The organism is Devosia sp. UYZn731, from assembly GCF_040546795.1.
GTDB lineage: Bacteria > Pseudomonadota > Alphaproteobacteria > Rhizobiales > Devosiaceae > Devosia.
The window spans coordinates 626,998-651,967 of the sequence record NZ_JBEPOL010000001.1; the positions used below are offsets into that span (position 1 = coordinate 626,998).

The 24,970-nt window shown below is 62.8% G+C and carries 19 protein-coding genes; 5 read left to right on the forward strand and 14 right to left on the reverse strand.

Going from position 1 to position 24,970, the window contains the following annotated elements:
• The first annotated feature begins 3 nt into the window (after positions 1 to 3).
• The 3 genes from ABIB57_RS02915 (at position 4) to ABIB57_RS02925 (ending at position 5,006) form a co-directional block, all read left to right on the forward strand.
• Entirely contained in the window at positions 4 to 1,278 is a 1,275-nt protein-coding gene (locus ABIB57_RS02915) for an efflux RND transporter periplasmic adaptor subunit (RefSeq protein WP_354038332.1), read from the forward strand.
• A complete protein-coding gene (locus tag ABIB57_RS02920) occupies positions 1,275 to 4,640 on the forward strand; it encodes an efflux RND transporter permease subunit (RefSeq protein WP_354038333.1) in 3,366 nt (1,121 codons plus the stop codon). The genes ABIB57_RS02915 and ABIB57_RS02920 overlap by 4 nt, the downstream gene beginning before the upstream one ends.
• Before the next feature lie 90 nt (positions 4,641 to 4,730).
• Complete coding sequence (locus ABIB57_RS02925) at positions 4,731 to 5,006, forward strand: type II toxin-antitoxin system Phd/YefM family antitoxin (RefSeq protein WP_354038334.1); 276 nt, start codon at positions 4,731 to 4,733, stop codon at positions 5,004 to 5,006.
• Positions 5,007 to 5,960: 954 nt separating this feature from the next.
• On the opposite strand, the gene ABIB57_RS02930 is transcribed toward ABIB57_RS02925, so the two are convergent.
• From ABIB57_RS02930 to ABIB57_RS02975, 10 genes are all read right to left on the reverse strand, one after another.
• Positions 5,961 to 7,859, reverse strand: coding sequence for an ABCB family ABC transporter ATP-binding protein/permease (locus ABIB57_RS02930; RefSeq protein ID WP_354038335.1), 1,899 nt, complete (start codon positions 7,857 to 7,859; stop codon positions 5,961 to 5,963).
• Positions 7,859 to 8,179, reverse strand: coding sequence for an ArsR/SmtB family transcription factor (locus tag ABIB57_RS02935; protein ID WP_354038336.1), 321 nt, complete (start codon positions 8,177 to 8,179; stop codon positions 7,859 to 7,861). The genes ABIB57_RS02930 and ABIB57_RS02935 overlap by 1 nt, the downstream gene beginning before the upstream one ends.
• A gap of 105 nt (positions 8,180 to 8,284) precedes the next feature.
• Positions 8,285 to 10,129 carry a LysM peptidoglycan-binding domain-containing protein gene (locus ABIB57_RS02940; RefSeq protein WP_354038337.1) on the reverse strand — a complete coding sequence of 615 codons (1,845 nt, stop codon included), beginning with the start codon at positions 10,127 to 10,129 and terminating at the stop codon, positions 8,285 to 8,287.
• A gap of 182 nt (positions 10,130 to 10,311) precedes the next feature.
• A complete protein-coding gene (gene cimA, locus ABIB57_RS02945; RefSeq protein WP_354038338.1) occupies positions 10,312 to 11,928 on the reverse strand; it encodes a citramalate synthase in 1,617 nt (538 codons plus the stop codon).
• 12 nt (positions 11,929 to 11,940) lie between these two features.
• Complete coding sequence (locus ABIB57_RS02950; protein ID WP_354038339.1) at positions 11,941 to 12,441, reverse strand: GFA family protein; 501 nt, start codon at positions 12,439 to 12,441, stop codon at positions 11,941 to 11,943.
• Positions 12,438 to 13,400, reverse strand: a complete 963-nt coding sequence (gene pip / locus ABIB57_RS02955) for a prolyl aminopeptidase (RefSeq protein WP_299730313.1) — start codon at positions 13,398 to 13,400, stop codon at positions 12,438 to 12,440. The genes ABIB57_RS02950 and pip overlap by 4 nt, the downstream gene beginning before the upstream one ends.
• Complete coding sequence (locus ABIB57_RS02960; protein ID WP_354038340.1) at positions 13,397 to 13,876, reverse strand: GFA family protein; 480 nt, start codon at positions 13,874 to 13,876, stop codon at positions 13,397 to 13,399. Before ABIB57_RS02960 ends, pip begins: the two co-directional genes overlap by 4 nt.
• Positions 13,863 to 14,243: a VOC family protein gene (locus ABIB57_RS02965; protein WP_354038341.1), complete on the reverse strand. Its 381-nt coding sequence runs from the start codon at positions 14,241 to 14,243 to the stop codon at positions 13,863 to 13,865. The genes ABIB57_RS02960 and ABIB57_RS02965 overlap by 14 nt, the downstream gene beginning before the upstream one ends.
• Entirely contained in the window at positions 14,240 to 15,658 is a 1,419-nt protein-coding gene (gene cysS / locus ABIB57_RS02970; protein WP_354038342.1) for a cysteine--tRNA ligase, read from the reverse strand. The genes ABIB57_RS02965 and cysS overlap by 4 nt, the downstream gene beginning before the upstream one ends.
• A 303-nt stretch (positions 15,659 to 15,961) precedes the next feature.
• Entirely contained in the window at positions 15,962 to 16,969 is a 1,008-nt protein-coding gene (locus tag ABIB57_RS02975; protein ID WP_354038343.1) for a fumarylacetoacetate hydrolase family protein, read from the reverse strand.
• A 135-nt stretch (positions 16,970 to 17,104) separates the two neighbouring features.
• Here ABIB57_RS02975 and ABIB57_RS02980 point away from each other — a divergent pair, with 135 nt between their 5' ends.
• Positions 17,105 to 18,262 (forward strand): DUF2865 domain-containing protein, encoded by a 1,158-nt coding sequence (locus ABIB57_RS02980; RefSeq protein ID WP_354038344.1) that lies wholly within the window; start codon positions 17,105 to 17,107, stop codon positions 18,260 to 18,262.
• On the opposite strand, the gene gltX is transcribed toward ABIB57_RS02980, so the two are convergent.
• The 3 genes from gltX to ABIB57_RS02995 all read right to left on the reverse strand — a co-directional run bounded on the left by gltX (position 18,207) and on the right by ABIB57_RS02995 (position 22,348).
• Positions 18,207 to 19,532 carry a glutamate--tRNA ligase gene (gene gltX, locus ABIB57_RS02985; protein ID WP_354038345.1) on the reverse strand — a complete coding sequence of 442 codons (1,326 nt, stop codon included), beginning with the start codon at positions 19,530 to 19,532 and terminating at the stop codon, positions 18,207 to 18,209. The genes ABIB57_RS02980 and gltX overlap by 56 nt on opposite strands.
• Positions 19,529 to 21,196, reverse strand: coding sequence for an NAD+ synthase (locus ABIB57_RS02990; protein ID WP_354038346.1), 1,668 nt, complete (start codon positions 21,194 to 21,196; stop codon positions 19,529 to 19,531). The genes gltX and ABIB57_RS02990 overlap by 4 nt, the downstream gene beginning before the upstream one ends.
• 117 nt (positions 21,197 to 21,313) lie before the next feature.
• Complete coding sequence (locus ABIB57_RS02995; RefSeq protein ID WP_354038347.1) at positions 21,314 to 22,348, reverse strand: hypothetical protein; 1,035 nt, start codon at positions 22,346 to 22,348, stop codon at positions 21,314 to 21,316.
• 230 nt (positions 22,349 to 22,578) lie between these two features.
• Here ABIB57_RS02995 and ABIB57_RS03000 point away from each other — a divergent pair, with 230 nt between their 5' ends.
• On the forward strand, positions 22,579 to 23,004 hold the full coding sequence (locus ABIB57_RS03000) for a response regulator (RefSeq protein WP_354038348.1): 426 nt from the start codon (positions 22,579 to 22,581) through the stop codon (positions 23,002 to 23,004).
• Here the strand turns inward: ABIB57_RS03000 and ABIB57_RS03005 are convergent.
• Positions 23,001 to 24,914, reverse strand: a complete 1,914-nt coding sequence (locus ABIB57_RS03005; protein ID WP_354038349.1) for a PAS domain-containing HWE histidine kinase family protein — start codon at positions 24,912 to 24,914, stop codon at positions 23,001 to 23,003. The two genes, ABIB57_RS03000 and ABIB57_RS03005, sit on opposite strands and share 4 nt — an antisense overlap.
• Positions 24,915 to 24,970 lie beyond the last annotated feature (56 nt).

Sequence of the window (24,970 nt, forward strand, 5' to 3'; positions counted from 1 at the left end):
GGTATGCGTGCACTTTTATCTTACGGCTTGGCTTTCGTGTTCCTGGTTGTTGCGGGCGTTTGGCTCGGCACCGGCACGTTGGTCGTTGGCGGAAACGGCCCCGGCAAGGGCGAAACCCCGATCATTTCGGTGGTTGAAGGCAAGGCCGACGGTCCGATCCACAATCAACTGGCCGATGCCGGCGTGCTGGCGCCCCCTCCGAGCGAGGAGGCCACCACCCATATCGATCCCCACCTGACCATTGCCCAGCGCAATGAGGAAGCCACCGGCGCCGCCGTGCCGGCGCAGTCGGTTCGCACCGTCACCTATAACGCGCAGGCCATGCCGATCATGGTGCCGCTGCGCGGTCGCACCCAGGCCAAGTCCTCGGTCAGCGCCGTTGCCGAAACCGCCGGCATCATCGATACCGTCGCCGTCACCAAGGGCCAGAAGGTTGCCGTTGGTGACCTGCTGTGCACGCTCGACCAGGGCACGCGTCAGGCCGCGGTGACCCAGGCCGATGCCGGATTGGCCCAGGCCAATGCTGGCCAGGTTCAGGCACAGCTTGATTTCGACACCAATGCCGACCTGCGCAAGAAGGGTCTGGCAGCCGCCAATACCAGCCGCCCGCTGGAAGTCGCCCTGACCTCCGCCAAGGCTTCCGTAACTGCGGCCCAAGCCGCCGTGGACAATGCCAAGGCCGAACTCGATCGCACCGAGATCGTCGCCAAGGTCGCCGGCGTGGTGCAGGACCCGCTGGCCACTGCCGGATCGATGCTCGCCATGGGTTCGCCCTGCGCCAGCATCGTCCAGCTTGATCCGATGGTGTTCATCGCCCAGGTTCCGGAGAGCCGCATTGGCCTGGCCAAGACGGGCCTCGACGCCTCGATCACTACGGTGACCGGCCAGACCGTCGACGGCAAGGTGAGCTTCATCTCCGAAACCGCCGATCCGGCAACCCGTTCGTTCCCGATCGAAATCGAGATCCCCAACAAGGACGGCGCCTTGCGCGACGGCCTCACGGCAACCGCCACCGTCAATCTTGGCACCGCGCCGGCCCATCTGGTGCCGCAGTCGGTGCTGACGCTGAATGACGCCGGTGAACTGGGCGTGCGGGCCGTAGAGGACAGCAAGGCCAAGTTCTATCCGGTGCAGATCGCCAGCGACACCCGCCAGGGTGTGTGGGTGCTGGGCCTGCCTGCCAAGGTCGACATCATCACCGTCGGCCAGGAATTCGTAAATGACGGCCAGGCCGTCACTGCCACCAACGTCGCCGCTGCTGAGGGTACAGCATCATGATGAACTTCCTCGAACGCATCCTGCGTATGCCGCGAGTGGTCTTGACCGTCATGGTCTTGCTGCTCGGGGCCGGCGTGGCCGCCTATGTCTCATTGCCCAAGGAAAGCTTCCCGGCAATCGATATCCCGTATTTCTACGTGTCCGTAAGCCAGACCGGCGTGTCGCCTCGCGATGCGGAACGCCTGCTGGCCAAGCCGATCGAAGATCGTGTCAAGGATGTCGACGGGCTGGAGAACTATTCCACCACCTCGACGACCGGCCACGCTTCGGTGTTCCTTGAATTCAACGTCAATGCCAACAAAGACAAGGCGCTGACCGATATCCGGGCCGCCATGGACGGCATCGTGGGCGACCTGCCCGACGACGCTACCGTGCCGACCGTCAACGAGATTTCGTTCACCGACCAGCCGGTTATTTCGGTTGCCATCTATGGCGATGCGCCCGAGCGCCTGATGGCGAAGAACGCCAAGGACCTGCAGGACGCACTAGAGGCCCTGCCCGACGTACAGAGCGTGACCATTTCAGGTTCGCGCGATGAAATGCTGGCCGTCACCATCGACCTGAACAAGCTCGAAGCCTATGACCTGACGGCGGCGCAACTGTTCGACGCGCTGGCCAAGAACAACATGGTCGTGCCCGGCGGCACGCTGGATACCGGCCAGGGCTCGTTCAACGTCGAGGTTCCCGGCCTGATCAATAATGCCGCGGACATTTATTCGCTGCCGCTCAAGACCAGCGGCGACACCGTCGTCACTTTCGGCGACGTGGCGACCATCACCCGCACGTTCGAGGATGCGACGCAGTACGCCCATGTGAACGGCCAGCCGGCCATCACCCTGGGCGTGGCCAAAAAGCTGGGCACCAACGTCATCACCGTGTCCGACGAAGTGCGCCGCGTCACCTCCGAGTTTACCAAGGATTGGCCGACCAGCATCCAGACCAGCTTCCTGGTCGATCAGGCTGACTCGACCAAGGGCCTGTTCCGTTCGCTGGAAGCGGCCGTTCTGACCGCCGTGGCGCTGGTGCTGATCACCTGCGTCGCCACCCTGGGCCTGCGCCCGGCCATCATGATCGGCATGTCGATCCCGATCTCGTTCATGATCGCCTTCCTCGTGGTGCAGATGCTGGGCATGACCATCAACATGATGATCATGTTCGGGCTGGTGCTGGCCGTGGGGGTGCTCGTCGACGACCCGATTGTGGTGGTGGAATATGCCGAGCGAAAGCTGATGGAGGGCGTCCCCAAGCGGGAGGCCTTCATCATGGCCGCGCGGAAAATGTTCGTGCCGGTGGTTTCGGCTACCTTCACCACGCTGGGCGCCTTCGTGCCCCTGCTGTTCTGGCCGGGTATTATCGGCAAGTTCATGAGCTACCTGCCGATCATCGTCATCGTGGTGATGTGCGCCTCCCTCGTGTCCGCCCTGATCTTCATGCCGATCATCGGCGCGATCATCGCCTCGACCAAGATCGACCCGCATCACAAGGAAGCTGCGGACATCGTCATGTACGCGGACAAGTTCGACCCCAAGAAGGTCAAGGGCGTCACCGGCGTTTATGTGCGCACGCTGGAGCATCTGCTGCACCAGCCGCTGATCACCCTGGCGGTCGGGTTCGGCCTCGTGGTGCTGATGTTCTACAGCTACATCTCCCACCCGACCGGCACCGAGGCCTTCCCGGCCTCCGAGCCGGAATACGGCACGGTGAACGTGATCGCGCGCGGCAATTACTCGCCGATCGAGATTCGTAACTTCATGGTCGAAGTCGAAAACCAGCTGCTGCAGGTGCAGGGCATCCAGGATGTCATCATGACCTTCGCGGGTGGCCAGAACGGCGGCGGTTTGGGCAGCGCTTCTCCCGCCGACACCATCGGTTCGTTCAACCTGCAGCTGCAGCCCTATAATGAACGCGTCAAGGCCGAGCAGATCTTCCAGGAGATCCGCACCCGCGTCGCGCCCATTTCGGGCCTGCAGGTGCAGATCGCGGCGCAGGAAAACGGTCCTCCGGCCGGCAAGGCGATCAATCTGCGCGTAGAGAGCACGGTCTATGACGACCTGGCCCCCGCCGTCGCCAAGATCCGCGACTATGTCCAAAACGACCTCGGCGACACCATCGACGTCGAAGATGGCCGCCCCTCCCCCGGCATCGACTGGGAAGTGACCATCGATCGCGTCGAAGCCGCCAAATACGGCATCGGCGTGCGCGAACTGTCGCCATACGTCCAGCTCGTGACTTCGGGCGTCAAGCTCGGCAGCTATCGTCCCGATGACGGCACTGACGAACTCGATATCCGTGTCCGCCTGCCGGAAGGAGAGCGCACCTTCGACGCGCTTGATTCAATGCGGATCGTCACCGCCCAGGGCTTGGTGCCGGTCAGCAATTTCATCAAGCGGACCGCGGTGCCCAAGGTTGCCAATATTTCGCGGCGCAATGGCGTCTATGCGATGAACGTCATGGCCAACCTCAACCCGACCAATGCGGCCGGCGAGCCCGTGACGACGGACGCAAAGGTCGCCGAGCTCAAGAAGTGGCAGGCGACGCAGGAATTCCCAGCCACTGTCAAGCTCGTCTACGGTGGTGCGGCCGAGCAGGTTGACGATACCAACGCCTTCATCGTGTCGGCGTTCGGCGCGGCGATGTTCCTGATCTTCCTGATCCTGCTGCTGGAGTACAACAGCTTCTACCAGGTGCTGGTCACCCTCTCGACGGTGATCATGTCGCTGGCGGGTGTGCTGTTGGGCATGACCATTACGGGCATGAGCTTCTCGGCGATCATGACAGGCCTCGGCATCGTGGCTCTGGCGGGCATCGTGGTGAAGAACGGCATCGTGCTGATCGACACCTACAATCACTACAACCGCGACGAAAAGGTCGAGCCGGTCAAGGCGATGCTGATAACCGCCGCGCAACGCGTGCGGCCGGTGTTGCTCACCGCCACGGTGACCGCATTGGGTGTTATCCCGATGGCGTTCAACGTGGAGTTCGACTTCATCCGCCGCGAAGTGGTGGTGGGTGGCATTGCGGGTTCGTGGTTCATCCACCTGTCGGCAGCTTTGGTCTCGGGCCTGTTCGTCTCCACTGCCCTGACGCTGATCATGGTGCCGGTGATGGTCACCGCCCCCACCGTGATGTGGCGTCAGATCAAGTGGGTCGCGCACCACTTCGACCGCGTCGGTAACTGGATCGCCAGCCCGTTCCGCCGCCGTACCGCGGCTGCGATCCCGGCAGGCTTCGACGGCATGGCCGTGGAAATCCCGGCCGATGCAGATGGCACCAAGCGCTACATCGTCAGCTCGGATGCCGGGCTGGTGGAAAAGGAAAGCAACGGCGTCACCGTCGTCAGCCGCCCCGAAGCCGCCGAATAAGTTACTGCTCCTCCAAGCAGTCTGAGGCCCGCAGCAATGCGGGCCTTTTTTTATGGCGTCGTGAGCCGTATTGTCTTGCCGGAGCTCGTGATGAAAACAATCGACGGTAAAGACGCTCCAGGTGCATTTGACCGCGTGCTTGAGTTTGCCCAGCAGGCGCCATTGCACATTCAAGACAACGGCAAAGACGTAGCGGTTGTTTTGTCCATCGCGCAGTATGAAGCGTTGGTGGGCATGCCGAACCCCGAGCATGTCCGCCCCATCGTCAAGAAACTTTTGGCGGCCAGCGTCCAGAAACGCCGTGCCGTTTATGAAGCCCTCGCCAGATACGAGGCCGAACACCCGGAAGACGGTTCTTCAGGCTAGCTCGATGCAGTGTCGTCGGCCGATTGCGTCGTGCAGCGTGTTACCCCACCCACCGTCCTTCCCGCGGGCTTGACCCGCGGGCCTCTCACCTTCCCGCTGAATTCGGTGCGAACCGATAGTGCCGCGCGGGTCAAGCCCGCGGGACGACCGAGTGAGAGATGAGCTTAGTGCTGGAGCCACCGCTCGACAGATTGCGCCAAGGTCCGAAGGCCCCCTGTCAAACATACCCCTCTCCACCCATCATCGCCGGGCTTGTCCCGGTGATCCATCTCTTTGCCCCCGCCTTGCCGGGCACAACGCCTCCCCACACCCGGCGGATGCCGGTATACCCATCCCAAGATTTAGCCGCGACCGCAGGTGGCCGCACACCGCAACATAGTGGCTCCGTCACCCCCTCCCACCCTGCCCATCAACGGGGAGGTGTCTGCCGGTGGGTTGAATTGGATCGAGTGGTTAGTCAGATAACTTAAACTCGATCTGGCCCCAGGAGTGTAGAGGCACCTCCCCCTTGACGGGGGAGGTTGGGAGGGGGTGTCGTTTGGCCCCGATCTATCCTGCTTCCTCCCGTTTTCCCCCATCCCAAAATCCTCCGGCATAATCACCCTCGATATCTCCACAATGGCTGCGGGTTCGCGACGAACGGCCGTGGAGAGTTTGGTGGGAGGGGAATGCGGTCGCGCGATCCCTGGGCCTGCGCGACGTTCGTCTCCTGAAACAATGGAGGCCACGTTCGAGCGGCCAGAAACCCCATCGCATGCGGCGAGGCGCTGTCTCGCTTACTACCAAAACCATGAGGCACGTCTCGCCGCATGCCGCAGTCTTCGCAAAAACCGTGGGCCGGCCAGCCGCACGGCGCTTTGACACGTTCCGCCTGCGGAACAACCGATCAGAGGAGCACATCGTCCCATGGCCGGATGGCACGCGACGGCCCGAAAGCTGCCGCGCGGGACGCCCCTACTCCGCCGCCGGCAGCCCGCGCTTGACGAAACCATCGGGGTCGTTGGCCGTGCGCAGCAATTGCTCTTCGGCCTCGGTGGCCTCGCGTTGACGGTCCCACATCTGCGCGTAAAGCCCCGCCTTCTGCAGCAGCACGATATGATTGCCACGCTCAGCCACCAGCCCGTCGCGCAGCACCAGGATTTCGTCGGCATTGATCACCGTCGACAGCCGATGAGCGATGACCACCGTGGTGCGGTTGGCCGAGACGATGTCGAGCGCCGACTGGATATCGCGCTCGGTCTTGGTATCGAGCGCCGAGGTCGCTTCATCCAGGATCAGGATCGCCGGTGCCTTGAGGATGGTGCGGGCAATCGCCACGCGCTGCTTCTCGCCGCCCGACAGCTTGAGGCCACGCTCGCCCACCGGCGTGTCATAGCCCTTGGGCAGCGTCTCGATGAACGGGCCGACCTGCGCCATGGCGGCGGCACTGTGGACTTCCTCCGGCGTCGCGCCGGGGCGGCCATATTCGATATTGTAGCCGATGCTATCATTGAACAGCACCGTGTCCTGCGGCACCATGCCGATGGCCGCGCGCAAGCTTTCCTGCGTAATGTCGCGCAGGTCCTGCCCGTCAATGGTGATCGCGCCTTCGGTCACGTCATAAAACCGGTACAGCAGCCGCGAAATCGTCGACTTGCCCGCCCCGGTCGGCCCCACAATGGCGACGGTCTTGCCGGCTGGCACTTCGAAGCTGACGCCCTTGAGGATTGGCCGATCCGGATCATAATGGAAATGGACATTGTCGAAGCGAATGACCGGTCCCGTGACCGCCAGCGGCTTGGCGCCGGCCTTGTCAACAATCTCCGGCTTCTGGTCGAGCAGCTTGAACATTTCCTCGATATCGGTCAGCCCCTGGCGGAGTTCGCGATAGACGAAGCCGATGAAATTGAGCGGCCGATAGATCTGCATCAAAAAAGTGTTGAGCAGCACGAAATCACCCAGCGTCAGCGTCTTGTTCATGACGCCGAGCACGGCCAGCACGCCGATGATCAGGAAGCCGGCATAAAAGATCACGGCTTGGCCGAAGTTCAGGAAGCCCAGCGACGTCCAGATGCGGATGGCGGAGCGTTCGTAGCCGGCCATGGCCTTGTCGAAGCGCTCGGCCTCCATTTTCTCGTTGGCGAAATACTTCACCGTCTCGAAGTTCAGCAGGCTGTCGATGGCCTTGGAATTGGCGTCGGTATCGCTGGCATTCATATCGCGGCGAATGCCGATGCGCCAGTTCGAGGCCTTGATGGTGAAATGCAGATACACCCAGATCGTCAGCACCAGCACGCCCAGATAGGTGATGCCGAACATGGTGATGAAGATCACCGCCGTGATGATGAACTCGACGATCGTCGGGGCGATGTTGAGCATCGTGAACCGCACGATGGTCTCGATGCCCTTGGTGCCGCGCTCGATGACCCGGCTCAACCCGCCGGTCCGCCGCGCCAGATGGAAGCGCAGCGACAGGCGGTGCATGTGGTGAAACGTCTGCAGCGCCAGCTTGCGCACGGCATGCTGGCCAACGCTGGCGAACAAGACGTCGCGCAATTGCTGGAAACCGGCGTCGATGACGTTGCCCAGTACATAGGCCACCAGCAGCACAACCGGCACGGCTATGCCCATGACCAGCGCATTGTCGGGTGCGGTGCCGTCCAGCCCGTCGATAATGCCCTTATAGGCGAATGGGATCAGCGTCGTGGCGACCTTGGAGACCAGCAGCGCGCCGATCGCCAGGATCACCCGCAGCTTGAGGTCCGGCCTGCCCTCCGGCCACATATAGGGCCAAAGGTTCTTGACCGTAGCGAACAACGAATTTTCGTCCGCGCTCACCGTCGGTTTGTTATCCCCGCTCTGATCGATAGCCATTAAGCTGGTTCCGCTTCCAGTAGTTGGCCGCTTGGAGTGAGGCCAACCAGCAGGCCGGAATAAGCGGCGCCGAGCGCCTGCAACCGGTCATGCTGGACGATGTAGCAATTGCGCGTGCCCCGAGGCTGGCGCACGATCAGCCCGGCGTCGAGCAGCACCTTGATGTGCTGGGAGACGGTAGACTGGGCCAGCGGCAGGGATTCGGTGACATCAGCGCAGCAGCACTGCCCCTGCTGCTGGGTCGCCAGGATCCGCAGGATATTGAGGCGCACCGGATGGCCCAGCGCCCGCATGATGGAAGCAATGTCGTCGTCGCGCATGGCACACTTCTTTGATCGGTGTTTTACGATAGAAGAAGGCACCGCCCGACGCAAGGTCAAACGGGCGCGGACGGCACCCAAAGGCACCGCCCGCCACCGAAAATTCTAGTTGGCGTTGTCAGGCAGATCGAAGACCTGGCCGGGATAAATCCGGTTCGGATTGCGGATCTGGCCGTTATTGGCCTCGTAGATCGTCGTGTACTTGATGCCGGCGCCATAGACGCGACGAGCAATGGTCCACAGATTGTCGCCCCGGCGGATGATAGCCTTGCCGGAGGCAAAACGCGCCGTTTCGGGATCGCCGACCGCAACCGCCACCATAGTGGGCACATCGCCTTCGGCTACCGGCTCGACCGGCGTGGCTTCGGCAGTTTGCACCGCCGGTGCAGCCGGCTTTACGGCGGGCTCGGTGGCAGCAACCGGCGCCGCAGGCTCGCTCGCCACGGCGGGTACGGCTGGCGTCGGCGTCTGGGCAGTGGCAGTCTCGACGGGAACGGTCGTTGCCGCATCCGGCTTGATCGCATTGTCGATCGCCGCAGCCGGCTGTTCGTCCGGCTTCACGTCGGCAACAAACGCTGGCGACGCGACTCGGCTTTCTGCCTGGCCCGACTTATCCCCTGGCGTTGCAGACGGCGCTACAGTGTTTGCCGAAAGGTCAGTTGGTGTGGCCTTGTCATCGGCGGAAGGCGTGGTGGAAGGAGTGGCAATTTCGGCAAGGTCAGACGCAGGGGCCGTTTCCGCCGGGGCCACCACTGCCGGCTTGGCCGGTTCGGCCGCCGCGATTGCTGTCGGCTTGTCGGCTGGCAGCTCCACCTGGAAATCGACTTCGGCGCGCGCCGTCACGTCGGCAGTGCCGGGCTTGAGCATATCAACGCGGATGCGCTGGGTTGGCTTGGTCAAAACCTTGCCGGCTACGATCAGCCAGCGACCATCGGCAACGGCCGCATCGGCGATATATTTGCCGTCGATGTAGAGACGCATGACAGCGCTTTCCGGACCGCCGCCGGCGAAGAACGACTTGTCGCCCTCGATCTCGATGGCGTCGATGGTCGGCGGAACGCCGGTCACCGCAATATCGGGAGCGGGCTTGGCAGGCGCGGTCGGCTCAACCGCGGCGACGGCAAGATCAGGCGTAGCGGCCGCAACAGGGGCCGCAGTTGCGGGAGTCTCGGCGCCTGGCGTTGTCGCGGCGACATCGGCGGTCGGGGCCACAGGCTCGGCGGCCGCGACCGCCTGGTCGGTTGCCGGCATATCTGCAGCAGCGGGCTCACTTGCCGGTACAGCTTCCGCCGTAACGGGCTCAATTGGCGTCGTGGTGCCCGCAGTGGCGGTGGTCGGTGTCGCAGCGTCCGGCGCTGCTACCGCCGTATCGACGGCTGGGGTTGGGGCTGTTGGTTCGGCGGCAGCAACCGCAGTCGTCGTGCCAGGGGCTGGCCGCTTCAGGCCTTGTAGGATATCGCTGGCGGCACCCGGCGTGCTGGCCACCACGAGTGGCTCGGTCTTCTTGTCGTCATTGACGACGACAACGAAGGACTCTGCGGCGCGGCCATCCTTGCCTGCCTCGGCCAGCGTCAGCTCGGTACCGCCCGGCGGGATTGGTGCATCGGGGACCAAAACCCAGTCGCCGCTGGCTTCGACCTTGGCCTTGCCCAGCAATTGATCGTTGGAATAGACCTCGACTTCGCTGCCCGGCGTGCCGCTGCCGGCGATGACCACCGAGCCGTCCGGTTCCGCCCGCAGCAGCCCGAACGTCGCAGCGATCAACGTATCGGGTGCAGTCTTGGGGGCTGGGGCCGGAGGCGTCACGTCTAGCTCGGGTTCGGCGACTGCAACCTCAGGCTCGGCCACCGCTGCCGTCTCGGGCGCTGGCGTTGCCGGAGCGGTCTCGGCAATGGCGACGGCCGGCTGGGGCAGAATGCCGACATCGACCATTTTGCCTCGCAGGCACATGCCCATCCCATCGCTGCTGTTGAAGCAGTTGACAACGGAAGGACCGGCAAGCACGCCGATAATGACCAGAAGAGTGACCGCGGCTGCTCCGAGTGTCAGAGCGAGAGGTTGTTTCGATGCGGTGTCGGCCAGTTTGTCCTCCAGGACGATAAGCGTGGATACGTCATCCGTATCGTCGCCGATTAAACAGGTGTTCCTGTTGTGGCCTGTGCCGCCGCGGCCTTCAACAGTTTATATGTAATCGATTCATACAGTGCCTCAAAGGACGCATCAATGATGTTGGGCGAAACGCCGATCGTGTACCAGCGCTCCCCCGTGCCATCGCGGCTTTCGACCAGTACACGGGTGACCGCGCCCGTGCCGCCGTCCAGAATACGGACTTTGAAATCGACTAGCTCCAGATCCTCGATATCGCGCGAATACTTGCCGAGATCTTTGCGCAGCGCTAGATCGAGCGCATTGACAGGGCCGTTACCTTCGGCCACCGACATCAGGAGCTCGTCCTCGACGCGGATTTTCACCACCGCCTCGGTGACGATCGCCTCCTCGCCCCGGGCATTGTGGCGCAACTCGACGCTGGCGCGATAGCTTTCCACCTGGAAGAAATCGGGCAGTGTCCCCAATACCCGCCGCGCCAGAACGGCGAAGGAGGCGTCGGCGCCGTCGTAGGAATAGCCGATCGCCTCGCGCTCCTTGACCGTCGCCAGCAGTGATTCGAGGCGCGGATCGTCCTTGGCGAGCACGATGTCATGCCGGGCCAAAGCTGTCAGCAGGTTGGACTTGCCGGCCTGCTGGCTGACCATGATGGCGCGTTCATTGCCGACGCTTTCAGGCGGCACATGCTCGTAGCTGGAAAAATCCTTGAGCAACGCCGAGGCGTGAATTCCCGCCTTGGTGGCAAACGCCGAAGCACCGACATAAGGCGCCTGCCGCGCCGGAGCACGATTGAGCCGGTCGTCGAAGGCGCGGGAAATCTGCGTCAGCCGCGCAAGTCTTGTGGCGTCGATGCCCGTCTCCAACTTATCCGCGAAGGCCGGTTTCAGCACTAGAGTGGGGATCAACGTCACGAGGTTGGCATTGCCGCAGCGTTCACCGATACCATTCAGCGTCCCCTGGATTTGCCGCACTCCGGCCTGCACTGCGGCCAGCGTGTTGGCGACCGCCTGCCCGGTATCGTCATGCGCGTGAATGCCCAGCTTGCTGCCCGGCGCGACGGCCAGCACCTGGCCAACAATCGTGGCGACCTCGGACGGCATCGTGCCGCCGTTGGTATCGCACAGCACGACCCAGCGGGCGCCGGCATCGATCGCGGTTCTGACGCAGGCCACCGCATAGTCCGGGTTGGCTTTGAAGCCATCAAAGAAGTGTTCGCAATCGATCAGCGTTTCCTTACCTGCGGCAACGCTGGCGAGGACCGTCTCCTGCAGATTGGCGAGGTTATCTTCGAGCGAGATTTCGAGCGCCGTCGCGACCTGATGATCCCAGGTCTTGGCGACAAAACACGCCGCGTCGGCCTGAGAATTGAGAATGCCCTGCACGCCCGGATCGTTGGCGGCCGAGCGCCCTGCCCGCTTGGTCATGCCGAAGGCGGTGAAGGTTGCGCGGCTCGTTCGTCGCTGGCTGAAAAACTCGGTATCGACCGGATTGGCGCCGGGATAGCCGCCTTCGATATAGTCGACGCCAATCTGCTCGAGCAGCGAGACGATGGAAATCTTGTCCTCCAGCGAGAACTCGATGCCGGCCGTCTGGGCGCCGTCGCGAAGCGTGGTATCGAAGATATAGAGGCGGTCTTTGGTCATTACGCGAATACTCTAATTCGTCTCCGGCCAAGTGGCCGTATCGTGGTCGGGATGCTGATGATTGCTGGCCTTGATGGCCGCTATGGTTTCAGTGCCGTCGTTTTCCTCGGTGGTGCCAACCTCCTCGCCGGCATCGAGATGTGCGAGCGATGGATGGCGGCCTTCAAGTCCCATCTGGTACAGGATCGGAATGCGATACGGCTCGTCGAAGGCCCCGATGCTCATCGAGACGTGCTGGCTTTCGACATGCCCGTAATAGAGCGGCGTGCCGCATTGGCTGCAGAAGCCGCGGTCGACATTGGCCGAACTGCGAAAGTTCGACGGCGTACCGCGTGTCCAGGTCAGATGCTCAAGCCGAACACCAACCAGTGCCGCGAACAGATTGCCGGCCGCCTTCTGGCACATGCGGCAATGGCAGACATGCGGATTGTCGCGCAGTTCGGTGGCGTGAAAGCGCACGGCGCCACACTGGCAGCCGCCCGAATATTGCTGAAAGCGATAGTCTTCGCTCATATGAACTCCCCTCCGGCAAAGCGGTCGGTGGCCAGGATCAGCTCGTGCAGAATGCCGGGCTGGCTCAGCGCATGCCCCGCGTCTTCAACCCAGTGGAATTCGGCCTCGGGCCAGGCTCGGTGCAGGTCCCAGGCGGTGACAGGCGGGGTCGCCATGTCATAACGGCCCTGAACGATGACGGCCGGGATATCGCGCAGCAGACCGGCATTGCGGATCAACTGCCCCTCATCCATCCAGCCGGCATGCACGAAATAGTGGTTCTCGATGCGCGCGAACGCCAGCGCGAAGTGGCCATCATAGAAGGCGGTGCTGACCGACGGATCGGGCAGCAGCGTGAGCGTCTCGCCTTCCCAGGTGGCCCAGGCCTTGGCGGCGGCGAGCTGTTCGGCCTCGTCGTCGCCCACGAGGCGCCGGCGATAGGCGGCGATCATGTCGTGACGTTCGGCTTCGGGAATGGCGGCCAGGAAAGCCTCCCACTTGTCGGGGAAAATGTTGGAGGCGCCTTCCTGATAATACCAGAGCAGTTCGGCCCGGCGCAGGGTGAAGATGCCGCGCAGCACCAGTTCGCTGGTGCGGTCGGGATGGGTCTGCGCGTAGGCCAGCGCCAGCGTCGAGCCCCACGAGCCGCCGAACACCAGCCATTGCTCGACGCCCACCATGGCGCGCAGCTTCTCGATATCCCCCACCAGATCCCAGGTCGTATTATGCTCCAGCGATGCATGCGGCGTGGATTTCCCACAACCGCGCTGGTCGAACAGGAGGACATCGTAGCGCGCCGGATCGAACACACGCCGCTGGTTCGGGCTCAGTCCGCCCCCTGGGCCGCCATGCAGGAACACGGCCGGCTTGGCGCCGGGTGTGCCGACGCGTTCCCAATAGACCATATGACCATTGCCGACATCGAGATGACCCGAGGCATAAGGCTCGATCTCGGGATAGTAGGTGCGCAGATGGCTCAAGCGGCGTCTCCCCTGGGCGGCCAATCGTCGGTGTCGTGGTCGGGATGCTGGTTGGAGTGGATGCCGGCAAGAAAATCGCGCCATTCGCCGTCGTCGTTGCGCACCGGCAGACTGGTCAGCCCGTCAAAAAACGGCAGCTTGTCGGCGAGGTTCACCTGTATGCTGGGCGCCGCCAGTTCGGGATCGTCGAACGCGCCTATCGCCAGTTCCAACCCGAAGCGGGTTTCATACGCCAAAGGCGTGCCGCACTCGCCGCAGAAAGCGCGGCGCGCGGCATTGGAACTCTGGAACCACTTCGGCTCGCCCCGGGTCCACTTGGCATCATGGGCGGTGATCAGCGGGCCGAAAAACCCGCCGAACGCCTTTTGGCACATGCGACAATGGCAGATGGAGCCGCGACCAAGCAGGCGGGCGCGGAAGCGGACAGCGCCGCATTGGCACCCGCCGGTCAGATCGGCCGGTCTATTCGGCGGCATGGCAGACGGCTTCGATATTGTGACCGTCGGGATCGATGACGAAGGCCGCATAATAGTTGGAGCTGTATTGTTCGCGGATGCCCGGCCCGCCATTGTCGCTGCCACCGGCGGCGAGGCCGGCCTTGTGGAAGGCGTCGACGGCCGCACGGGTTGGGGCCGCGAAGGCGATGTGGATACGGTCCCTGAGCGCTTCGCCGGAATTGACCCAGAATTCGGGGCGCTCGGCGCCATAGCCGATGATCTGGCCGCCGGGATATTCGAACGCGGCGGCGCGCTTGATGCCGAGCGGTCCGAGGGCCGCGTCATAAAACGCAGCGGATTTGGCGAAATCGCCAACGGCGTAGCCCATGTGATCGAAAATGCTCATCGCTTGATCTCCCATTTGGTGCGGCGTTCACCCGTTTCCGGGTCCTTGGAGTCCATCAGGGCAATGCCCTGTTCGGCTAGTTCGGCACGAATGCGGTCGGCCGTGGAGAAGTCCTTGTTGGCGAAGGCCGCGAGGCGGGTGGCGATGGCGGCTTCGATGCCAGCGGTGTCCGCGCTATCGTCCGAAGCCAGCAGCGAGTCCGAAGTGAATCCTAGAAAGGCCAGCGTTGCCGCGAGGCAATTCCTGGCCTGCTCGCCGCCTTCGCGACTAGCCTTGCGGGCGATGGCGTCGAGCGCCACCGAAGCGCGATGGAAGCTGAGGTCATCCGCCAGTTCGGCGACCACCGAAGCGTCGGGTTCATGGGCGGCACCAGACGCGCCAAGCGCCGCCTGTTGCCAGCTCCGCAGCTTACCTTCCGCCTCCTCCAGCCGCCGCACGGTGAAATCAATCGGCTCGCGGTAATGCGTCATCAGCATGGCCAGCCGCAGCACTTCGCCCGGCCATTTTCGGCCGCCGAAGTCGGTCGTCTCCAGCAATTGGGCGATGGTGAAGAAGTTGCCGAGCGATTTGCTCATCTTCTCCCCCTCGACCTGCAGGAAGCCATTATGCATCCAGACATTGGCCATGGCATGGGTGCCGTGGGCGCAGCGGGATTGGGCGATTTCATTCTCATGATGCGGAAAGATGAGGTCGAGCCCGCCACCATGGATGTCGAAGAGCTGCCCGAGATAGCGTTCGCTCATTGCCGAGCATTCGATATGCCAGCCGGGGCGGCCACGGCCCCAAGGGCTGTCCCAGCCCGGCTCCTCGGCGCTGGATTGTTTCCACAGTACGAAATCGGCTGGGTTCTTCTTATGCGCATCGACAGCTACGCGAGCGCCGGCAAGATTGTCCTCGGGATTGCGGCCGGAGAGCTTGCCGTAATCGGGCATGGAGCCGACCTCGAACAGCACTTCGCCATTGGCCTCATAGGCATGATGGCGCGCGATCAGCGCGCTGATCAGCGACTGCATGCCCTCGATGTTGTCAGTTGCCCGCGGCTGGATCGTCGGCTCGAGGCACCCCAGCGCGGTCACGTCGGACTGGTATTGCGCGGCAGTTTTTTCCGTAACCTTGCGGATCGCCTCGTTCAGATCGAGGCCAGGAAAGTCGCGTGCTGCCCGGGCGTTGATCTTGTCATCGACGTCGGTGATGTTGCGGACATAGGTGACGTGGTCCGGCCCGTATACCTGACGCAGCAGCCGGAACAGCAGGTCGAAGACGATGGCCATGCGGCCATTGCCGATATGGGCGAAGTCATAGACCGTCGGCCCGCAGGCATACATGCGCACATTGGCCACATCGATGGGAACGAAGGGTTCCTTCTTGCGGGTCAGGGTATTGTAGAGCGAAAGAGGCGGCGGTCCCGAGGTCATATGAGCGTCCTGGCCATGCGAATAGGCAGGCAGTGCGCTCTTCTTGGGTCAGGAAATTTGCATGAAGAAGACCGCGCCGCCAACGAGTGGTTAGCAGGTAATAATGCAGCCGTTAATGGGATTAACGCGAAGGGTCTTCATGGCGCCAACTTGGCCGGAGGGTCGACGAAAATCAAGCGCAAATCGAAAGGCAAAAAAGGGCGGCACTCGCGTGTCGCCCAATCGCTTTGGAGGCGATACGAAAATAGAGTTGCACGGCTTGTATGACGGCCCAACCCTGCACACAGCAATGTTATCGAACAATCAGCGCGTTAGCAGGGCGACGCGCTGCTCGATATCGCCGAACACGGTCTGGCCATCCGCTCCCACGGCGCCGATGCGCACGATATCGCCGGGCTTGAGAAACGGCGTCCGCGCCTTGCCATACTTGATTTTTTCGACGGTGCGCGCCTCGGCAATGCAGCCGAAACCGATGCCATCGCGCTTGATCGGCAGGCTTTCGTCATGATGGTTGGCGATGGTGCCCGAGCCGATAATGGTGCCCGCCGCCAGCGTGCGGGTGCGGGCGGCTTCGGCGATCAGCGTGGGGAAATCGAAGTGAACATCAACGCCGGCATTGGGTTGGCCATAAAGCGCGTCGTTGACGGTGATCCGCACCGGCAAATGCAGGCGGCTGTCGCGCCAGCTGCCGATCAAGGCATCGGGTGTGATGACGATGGGCGCAAAACTGGTCGATGGCTTGGCGTGGAAAAAGCCGAACCCATTCTGCAGGTCGTCGGCCACCAGCCGGCGCAGCGAAACATCGTTGCAGACCGTAAGCAGTCGGATGGCGGCGGCGGCCTGTTCGCGGGTGGCGCGCATCGGCACGTGGCCGAGGATCACGGCGACCTCGGCTTCGAAATCCAGCGCCAGTCCATCTTCGGGAATGATGATGGGATAGGTCGGCCCGGAGAGGGAATCGGAGCCGCCCTGATAGAGCAGCGGCCGCGTCGATTGCAGCGCCGTATCGATACTGCCCTGCAGCGAGCGGACGCGTTCCAGATGGCCCATATAGCCGGCGCCGTCGATCCACTGATAGGCCCGCGGCAATGGCGCCATGGCCAGCGCGGGATCGAATGGCTGGCCGGAAATGGCGCCGGCGTCGAGTTGCGCACCCAGGGCGCCCAGCGCCGGGGTCAGCGAATCCCAGTCATCCAGTACCGCTTGCAGGGTCGGTGCGATCCGGCCGGCCGAGACGTAGCGCTGCAGATCGGTCGAAACCACGACGAGTTGGCCATCGGGACGGCCATTGCGAAGTGTTGCAAATTTCATGCGGCCAGGCCTCGTCGCGGGGGTGTGACAGGAGCGGTGCTATCACGACAGCGCCGCGGGGACTATACTGTTGCATAGTGACTCGCCCCTCCTTTATGGCGAGTTGGCTTTGCGGCGAACAGACGGGAATTGATGGTGACGATCGCTCGAAATGGCTGGCGGGCCCTGGCGGCCCTGCTGGTCGCCATGGTTTGCGTCGGACTGGACGCCAACGACGCCTATGCCCAATCCTCCAGTTGCTCGCGGCTGCAGGCGACGCTGCGCCAGTTCGATCGCAATAGCGATTTCCAGAACATGCAGAGCAATTCGGGCAATGCGCGCGGGCTGCAACAGCAGGTGCAGGACGCCGAAAGCTCCTACATTCGCAATGGCTGTAATGCCGACGCCAAGGCCGGCCGCGTGTTATCGCGGCAATGCCAGCAGATGGGTCGTGATGTGCTGCGGCTGCGCGAGCAGGCGGCCAATGTGAACCAGTCGGTTAATACTGCCAATGCGGTCGCCCAGCAGCGCGAAGGCATCCTGCAGGAACTGGCGCGGTTCGGTTGCGGCGCCGATCAGGGTTCCAGCGCCACCATGACCACTGATCGCCAGAGCGTGTTCGACCGCATTTTCGGCAGCACGACCGAAGGCGATTTCAGTGATGGCCAGATGATGGAAGACGGGGGCTATTGGGGCTCCGGCGGCTCCACGGTGCGCACCGTCTGTGTGCGCATAACCGACGGCTATTTCTGGCCGATCAGTTATTCGACGCTGCAGGAATACCTGCCCAATGACGCGGCCATGTGCCATTCGCAGTGTCCCAACACGCCGGTCGATCTCTATTACTACGACAATCCGGGGCAGGACACCGAGCAGATGCGCAATATGGCGGGGGCGCCCTATACGGCCCTGCCGAGCGCATTTGCGTATCGCGAGGCGATCGATACCACGAGCACCTGCAGTACCAAACCGGCGGGCGGGTCGATCACCAGCGTGGACGCGCCAGACGGAGAAACACGCAGTATCGTGGCTGTGGGGGATGCCAATTTTCCGCTGCCGATGCGCGATCCACGACGGCCGATGCCCGTCGAGACAGTGACGCCAGCGGAGGTTCCGGTTCCGGCCGCGACGGTGGCGATGCTGGATATCCCCCTGCCCCGGCCGCGCCCACCCGGGCCGGGCGAAGCGCCCGCCGTCAAGCCGGTGGTTCAGAACGCCGATAGCGAAATGCGGCTGGTGCAGTTCGGCAACAAAGTTGTCAGAGTAGTCGGTCCAGACACGCCTTACGCCCAACCAGCGGGAGCAGGCTCTTAAGTTCGGGCCCATCGTGACGGCCGGTCAGCGCCATGCGCAGCGGCAGGAACAGGGTTTTGCCCTTGCGCCCTGTCGCAGTCTTGAGCGCGTCGGTCCACTGAGCCCAGGTGTCGAGCGACCAAGGCTCGGCAGGCAGCAGGTCGCGGGCGATGGCGATGAATTCGCGGTCCTCGTCGGCAATCACCGAGGCGACCGGGCCAGTGATCAGCTTGGCCCATTCGGCGACGTCATCGAACTTGGCGAGATTGTTGCGCAGCAGCAGCCACAGGTCCTCGCCTTCAAGGCCGAGCTTGGCCAGCCGCGGCCGTGCGGTCTCGTAGCTCATCGCGTGCAGGATGCGGGCATTGAGGCTGTCGAGTTCGGCGGGATCGAAGCGGGCGGGACCATGCGAAATGGCGGAGAAGGCGAGCTTCTGGGCAATCTCGTCGAGCGAGGTATAGGCTTCGATCGGGAGCGCGGTGCCCGTGAGAGTGGCCATGATGGCGACGGCGATGGCCTCATAACCCTGGTCGCGCAAATCGCTGATCGAGAGCGAGCCGAGGCGCTTGGAGAAGCCCTGCCCTTCGGCATCGGTCAAAAGGTTGTGGTGGGCGAACTGCGGCACGGCGCCACCGAGCGCCTCGAATATCTCGATCTGCGTGCCGGTATTGGACACGTGGTCCTCGCCACGGATCACATGGGTGATGGCAAGATCGATATCGTCGACCACCGAGGGCAGCGTATAGAGATAGCTGCCATCGCCACGCACCAGAACCGGGTCGGACATGGAAGCGGTATTGACCGTCTGCGGGCCCTTGATGAGATCATCGAATTGCACCGGCTTGCCGTCGAGCCTGAAGCGCCAATGCGGTTTGCGACCTTCGGCTTCTAGTTTGGCGCGGTCGGCGTCGGTCAGGTTGAGCGCGGCACGGTCATAGATCGGCGGCTTGCCAAGCGCCCGGGCGCGTTTGCGGCGACGGTCGAGTTCACCCTCCGTCTCGTAGGCGGGATAGAGCCGGCCGGAGGCCTTGAGTTTTGCCACCGCCGCATCGTAAAGCGCCGTGCGTTCGGACTGACGCACCAGCATTGAGGGCGTGATGCCGAGCCAGGCCAGGTCGAGCTCGATACCGTCGGCGGATTCGCGGGTCGAGCGGGCTAGGTCCGTGTCGTCCATGCGCAGCACGTACTGGCCGCCGTGGGCGCGGGCGAAGAACCAATTCAGCAGCGCCGGGCGGGCATTGCCGAGGTGGATGCGGCCGGTCGGTGATGGGGCGTAGCGGACAATGGTCATCCCTTGGTCCCGTCGCGATAGCCATTGGTGATCGGATAGCGACGGCCCAGGCCGAAGGCCTTGGCAGTCAGCTTGGGGCCCGGCGCGGACTGGCGGCGCTTGTATTCGGCGATATTGACCAGCCGCTCGATGCGCTGCACCAGCGCCAGATCGAACCCCTTGGCGACGATCTCGCCGATGGACAATTCCTGCTCCACCATGGCCTCGATGATCGCGTCAAGCACCGGATAGGGTGGCAGGCTGTCCTGATCCTTCTGGTCCGGGCGCAGTTCGGCGCTGGGGGCCTTGTCGATGATCGCCTGCGGAATGATTTCGCCTTCCGGCCCGAGGCAATCGCCGGGCATATGCTTGTTGCGCCAGTCGGCCAGCGCATAGACCTGCATTTTCAGCATGTCCTTGAGCGGATTGTAGCCGCCGTTCATGTCGCCATAGATGGTTGCGTAGCCGACGGCCATCTCGGACTTGTTGCCAGTGGTCAGCAGCATCGAGCCCAGCTTGTTGGAGACGGCCATCAGGTAGACGCCGCGCATGCGGGACTGGATGTTCTCCTCGGCCAAGTCGACCGGGCGGTTACCAAAAATGGGCGCCAGTTCATGCAGCGCATTGTCGACCGGCTCGCCGATGGCGACGACATCGTAGCGCACGCCCAGGCGTTCTGCGCAGTCCTTGGCGTCGGTCAGGCTGGCCTCGGACGTGTAGCGATAGGGCAGCATGATGCAGTGGACGTTGTCGGCTCCGAACGCATCCACTGCCATAGCGGCAACAACGGCGCTATCGATGCCGCCCGACAGGCCGAGCACGACCTGCTTGAAACCGGTCTTATGAACATAGTCGCGCAGTCCGAGAACGCCAGCGCGCCATGGAGCTTCGTCGATCGAGGTTAGCGCCTTGACCTCACCCTGCACACAGGTCCATCGATCGTCGCGCCGTTCCCAGTCAGAGACGATGAAATCCTCGGCGAAGGAATTGCCCTGGAACACGATCCGGTTCCCGGGCTCCATGCCGAAGGAGGCGCCGTCGAACACCAGTTCGTCCTGCCCGCCAACCTGGTTGAGATACAGCATCGGCACGTCGTCTTCCTCGACGCGGGCGCGAACCAGCTTGTAGCGCGTGCTCTGCTTGTCTTTCCAATACGGCGAGCCATTGGGGCAGAGCAGGATTTCCGCACCCTCGCGCACCAGATGTTCGCACACCCACTGGTGCCAGATATCTTCGCAGATCGGGATGCCGATGGAGACGCCCTTGATGGTCACCGGATGCGCCAGCGGGCCGGGCTCGAAATAGCGACGCTCATAGAACACGTCGGTATTGGGCAATTCGCGCTTGAGCCGCGTCGCGATGATCGCGCCGTGCTCGGCAACGATGACGGCGTTGTGCAGCCCACCATTGTCCTGCCAGATGGTCGGCAGGATCAGCGATACCTGAGAATTGGCGGTGGCGGCGACCAGTTCATGGGCCGCGGCAATAGCATCGGCGACGAATTGCGGCTTGAACAGCAAGTCGTCGGGGAAATAGCCGGTCAGGAACAGCTCGGAGAACATCAGGATATCGGCGCCGGCCGCTTCGGCATCGGCCAAAGCCTTGCGGGCGAGGTTCAGATTGGCGGCCAGCGCGCCGACCTTGGGATTGAGCTGCGCGAGCGCAATGCGGAGGCGGTCTGTCAATTTGGAAAAGCCCGTTGGCTAGTTGAATTGCCGCATGTGGGTGCCTGCCCGAATGCGCGCAAGACTTATCCGCTCGCCCCGGCAAGGGCAAGCGGACAACGGCATGGCTGGGACGCGCTAGAAGCGGCCGGAGATTTCGACCAGAGCGCCGTAACGGAACATCGAGAATGGATTATTGTTGACGATATATCGCTGCCGCGACAGCGTTGGATCCGTATAGGGCCCAGCGCCGGCTGGTCCGTTGACCACGACCTTATCATAGGTCGCGTCATACGCCCCTTGCAGATAGGACGCGCGTCCGCCAACCCTGAGCGTCAGATTGTCGGTCGGATGGAACCCCACCAACATCTTGCCGCCGACGCCATAGGCATAGCCGTTGATCTGCGCTGCGGAAGCCTGCAGTTCCGTTATACCACCGGGCCCGCCGCCAAACGGCCCCTGAGGGCCCGTGACGGCAGCGCCATAGGTGCCATGCACCCAAGCGTATGGCGTAACGGTCGCCTCGCCGGTCAGGTCGAACGCGCCCATATCGGCCCGCGCGGCCAAGCCAATCTTGGCCTCATGAATCTCGAAATTGTTGATCTCGCTGTCGCCGCCGACGCTCCAGTTGCCGGTGGTTGGCGACCAGCTGATATCCGCCGCCGACTTGGCGGTGGTGAAGTTGGCGCGACCAGTATCGGGGCTGTCATTGGTGTACTGATAGCCAACCACCGCACCCAGGCCAAATCCGCTCTTGGGATCGCCAAACGGCAGCCAGCCGAAATCGGTGCCGACATAGCCCAGCCGTGCAGCCGGCATGGTGAAATCGGCCCCGCCATTATTGGAGTAGGTCCCCTCATGGGCAATGCCATAGCCCGCCGTGGCTTCAACGAACGTGCTGGTGCTGTCGTCGTCGATGCGCACGAAGGCTTCGCCCGAATGGGTCTTGGTATCGACGGTCTGCGTGTTCGGCCCGATCGCCATTTTCTGCTGGCCGATGGAATACCAATAGCGCACGCCCGCCTCGAAATGCAGCGGGTTGTCGGCGCTGTTCTCCCAGCTATCGGGATAGGCAGGCCTCAGATCGGGATAGTCGTTGTAGTCGGCCGCCAGCGATGGCGTGACGACACCCAATGCAGCGATCGCGCATAAGCAACTCAGCGAGCGGGGCATGATGAAAACTCCCGTACAATTAGCCTTCCCGGCCTAGAGTAAAATTTATGGACCATTAGGGTTAATGTTCCGCTAAACGCGCGATATCAGGACGTTACTGGGGTTCTGTCGGCCGGCGCCGATCAGGAAGTTGTGCAAAACTCGTTGAATGGCTGCCATGAGGCAACTGATCGGACGGTGACGAGTTTGGCCTCTACCGTAAGACGAAGACCTACTGAAGGTAGAGTGCTATGAGCTATAGAATACTCGTGGTTGAGGACGAGATTTTTGTCGCCGCCGAGATCGAGCAGGTGATCGCCGAACTCGGGCACGAGCCGGTCGGAATCGCGGCGGATCGGCGCACCGCTTTGAGTTTGGCGCCTGATACAGACATCGCCCTGGTCGACCTCAACCTGCAAGATGGCCCCACCGGCATTGCCATCGGCCGCATACTGGCGCAGACGCATGGCGTGACCGTGCTGTTCATGACGGCCAATCCGGCGCAACTCGGCGACGGCATACCTGGTACGCTGGGCGTGTTGCCGAAGCCGGTTACTGATCGCGAACTCAAGCAGGCATTGGATTTCGTCGTTACGCATCGCCGCGATGGTGATGGGCATCCGCCGCGCCGGCTGCAGTTGTTCGGCGGCAACGGGTCTGTAGTCGCCGAGGCCTAGCCCGCTTGCCCACCCTGTAGCTTGGCCGGGCGGCGCAGTGCTTCGAGCGGAAGTACTGCCTCGACACGCAGCCCATCCGCCTCCCAAATCCGCTCAAGCCGGCCCCGCAACTGCCCTTCGACACTCAGCGAGATAACGCGCGAGCCAAACCCTTCCGGTAAGTCACCCGCGGCAATAGCCGGGCCGCCGATTTCTTTCCAGGACAGATGATAGCGATCCTCGTTGCGTGCGCCGGTCAGCACGATACGACCTTCCGGCGTCGACAGCGCGCCGTATTTGGAGGCATTGGTCGCCAGTTCATGCACCAGCAAGGCCAGAGGCGTAGCCGCGCCCTCGTCGATCTCGGCATCTTCGCCCAGGAATTGGAAGCGCGGTTGCTCGTCTTGGCTATAGGGCATCAGCAATCGCCCGATCAGGGCCCGCAGCGAAGTCTGGGTTTCACCGGGCTGGGACTGCTGACTATGTGGCCGGACGAAATCATGGGCTTCGGCCAATGCAAATATCCGCTGACGCAGCTGATCGGCAAAGGGCTTGATTTCGGGCTGGCTGCGCGCCGACAGGGCGATGATGCCGGTTAGCACGGCGAAGATATTCTTGATGCGGTGGCTGAGTTCCTGGGCCACCAGCTCGCGCTCCTCGGCGGCCAACTTGGTGGCATGGATATCGGTGCAGGTTCCAAACCAGCGCACGATAGTGCCCTCGCTGTCGCGTATCGGCAGGGCAAGTCCGAGCGTCCAGCGATATTCACCGGAACGATTACGCAGGCGATATTCGATCTGGTAGGGCTCGCCCGTTGTCAGGGAGTGGTTCCATGCTGCCCATGCGCGCTCCTGGTCATCGGGATGGAACATGCCATTCCAGCCCTCGCCATCGGTCGAGCCGACTGGGACGCCGGTAAATTCGTACCAGCGCGCGTTGTAATAGTCGTGAAAGCCATCCGGCAGGGTCGACCACACCATTTGCGGCATGGTGTCGGCCAGCGTGCGGAAGCGCAGTTCGCTCTCAGTCAGGGCTTCAGCTATGCGGCGTTGATCGGTTATGTCGACCACCACGCCGGGGAACCGAACCGCCCTGCCCTCGGCATCCAGCCGTGGCCGGCCGGAGGCGACGACATAGCGAATGACATCGTCAGCGCCTCGCAGGCGATATTCGGAATGGTAATCGGCACCCGTGGCCAGCGCGGTGTTGATCTCTTCGGTTACCCGTTGTTGATCTTCGGGATGGATGGCGCCGACGAATTGCTCGATCGCGACGCCAAGGCCGGCGCGCAGCGGATCAATGCCAAACATCAGCGCGAAGCGGTCGTCGGCCGTAACCACATTGTTCGGCACGTCCCAATCCCAGGTGCCCACGATGTTGGAGCCGCCCAGCGCCAACGACAGCCGCTCCTCGCTCCGCGCCAAGGCGCGTTCGGCGAGCACGCCATCAGTGGTCTCATGAACGACGCAAAATGTCCCGATGGCTAGCCCGTCATCGCCATAGATCGGACTATATTGCAGGTCCATCCACGCCGTTTCGAGCTGTCCATGCCGATCCAGCGTCAGTTCCTGATTGCGCAGCGTCACCGCTTCCCCGCGGAAGCCCATCTCGATCTTGTCGCGGTTGAAGTCTGAAACTTCCGGCCAGGCGGCTTCGGCTGCCATGCCAAAGATCTCAGGATGTCGATCCCCAGCGAAATCGGCATAGGCATCGTTGTAAATCAGGGTACCGCGGGCGCCGGCCAGGATCACCATGGGACTGGAGGCAGCCATGATGACGCGAACGGCGCCCCTCAGGCTGTCGGGCCATTCGGGGATTGGGCCAAGGGGGGTCGACGTCCAGTCGAAGTCATTGACCAGCTTGAGCGTCGGGCTTTGCTCGAGCCGAGCGCGCGTGTCGGGAGAGGCCGCGGGGAATAAGGATTTCGGCATTGATGGACTCGGGCCTCATAAACACAGTGGCACCGCATCACATCAATGAGAACCGC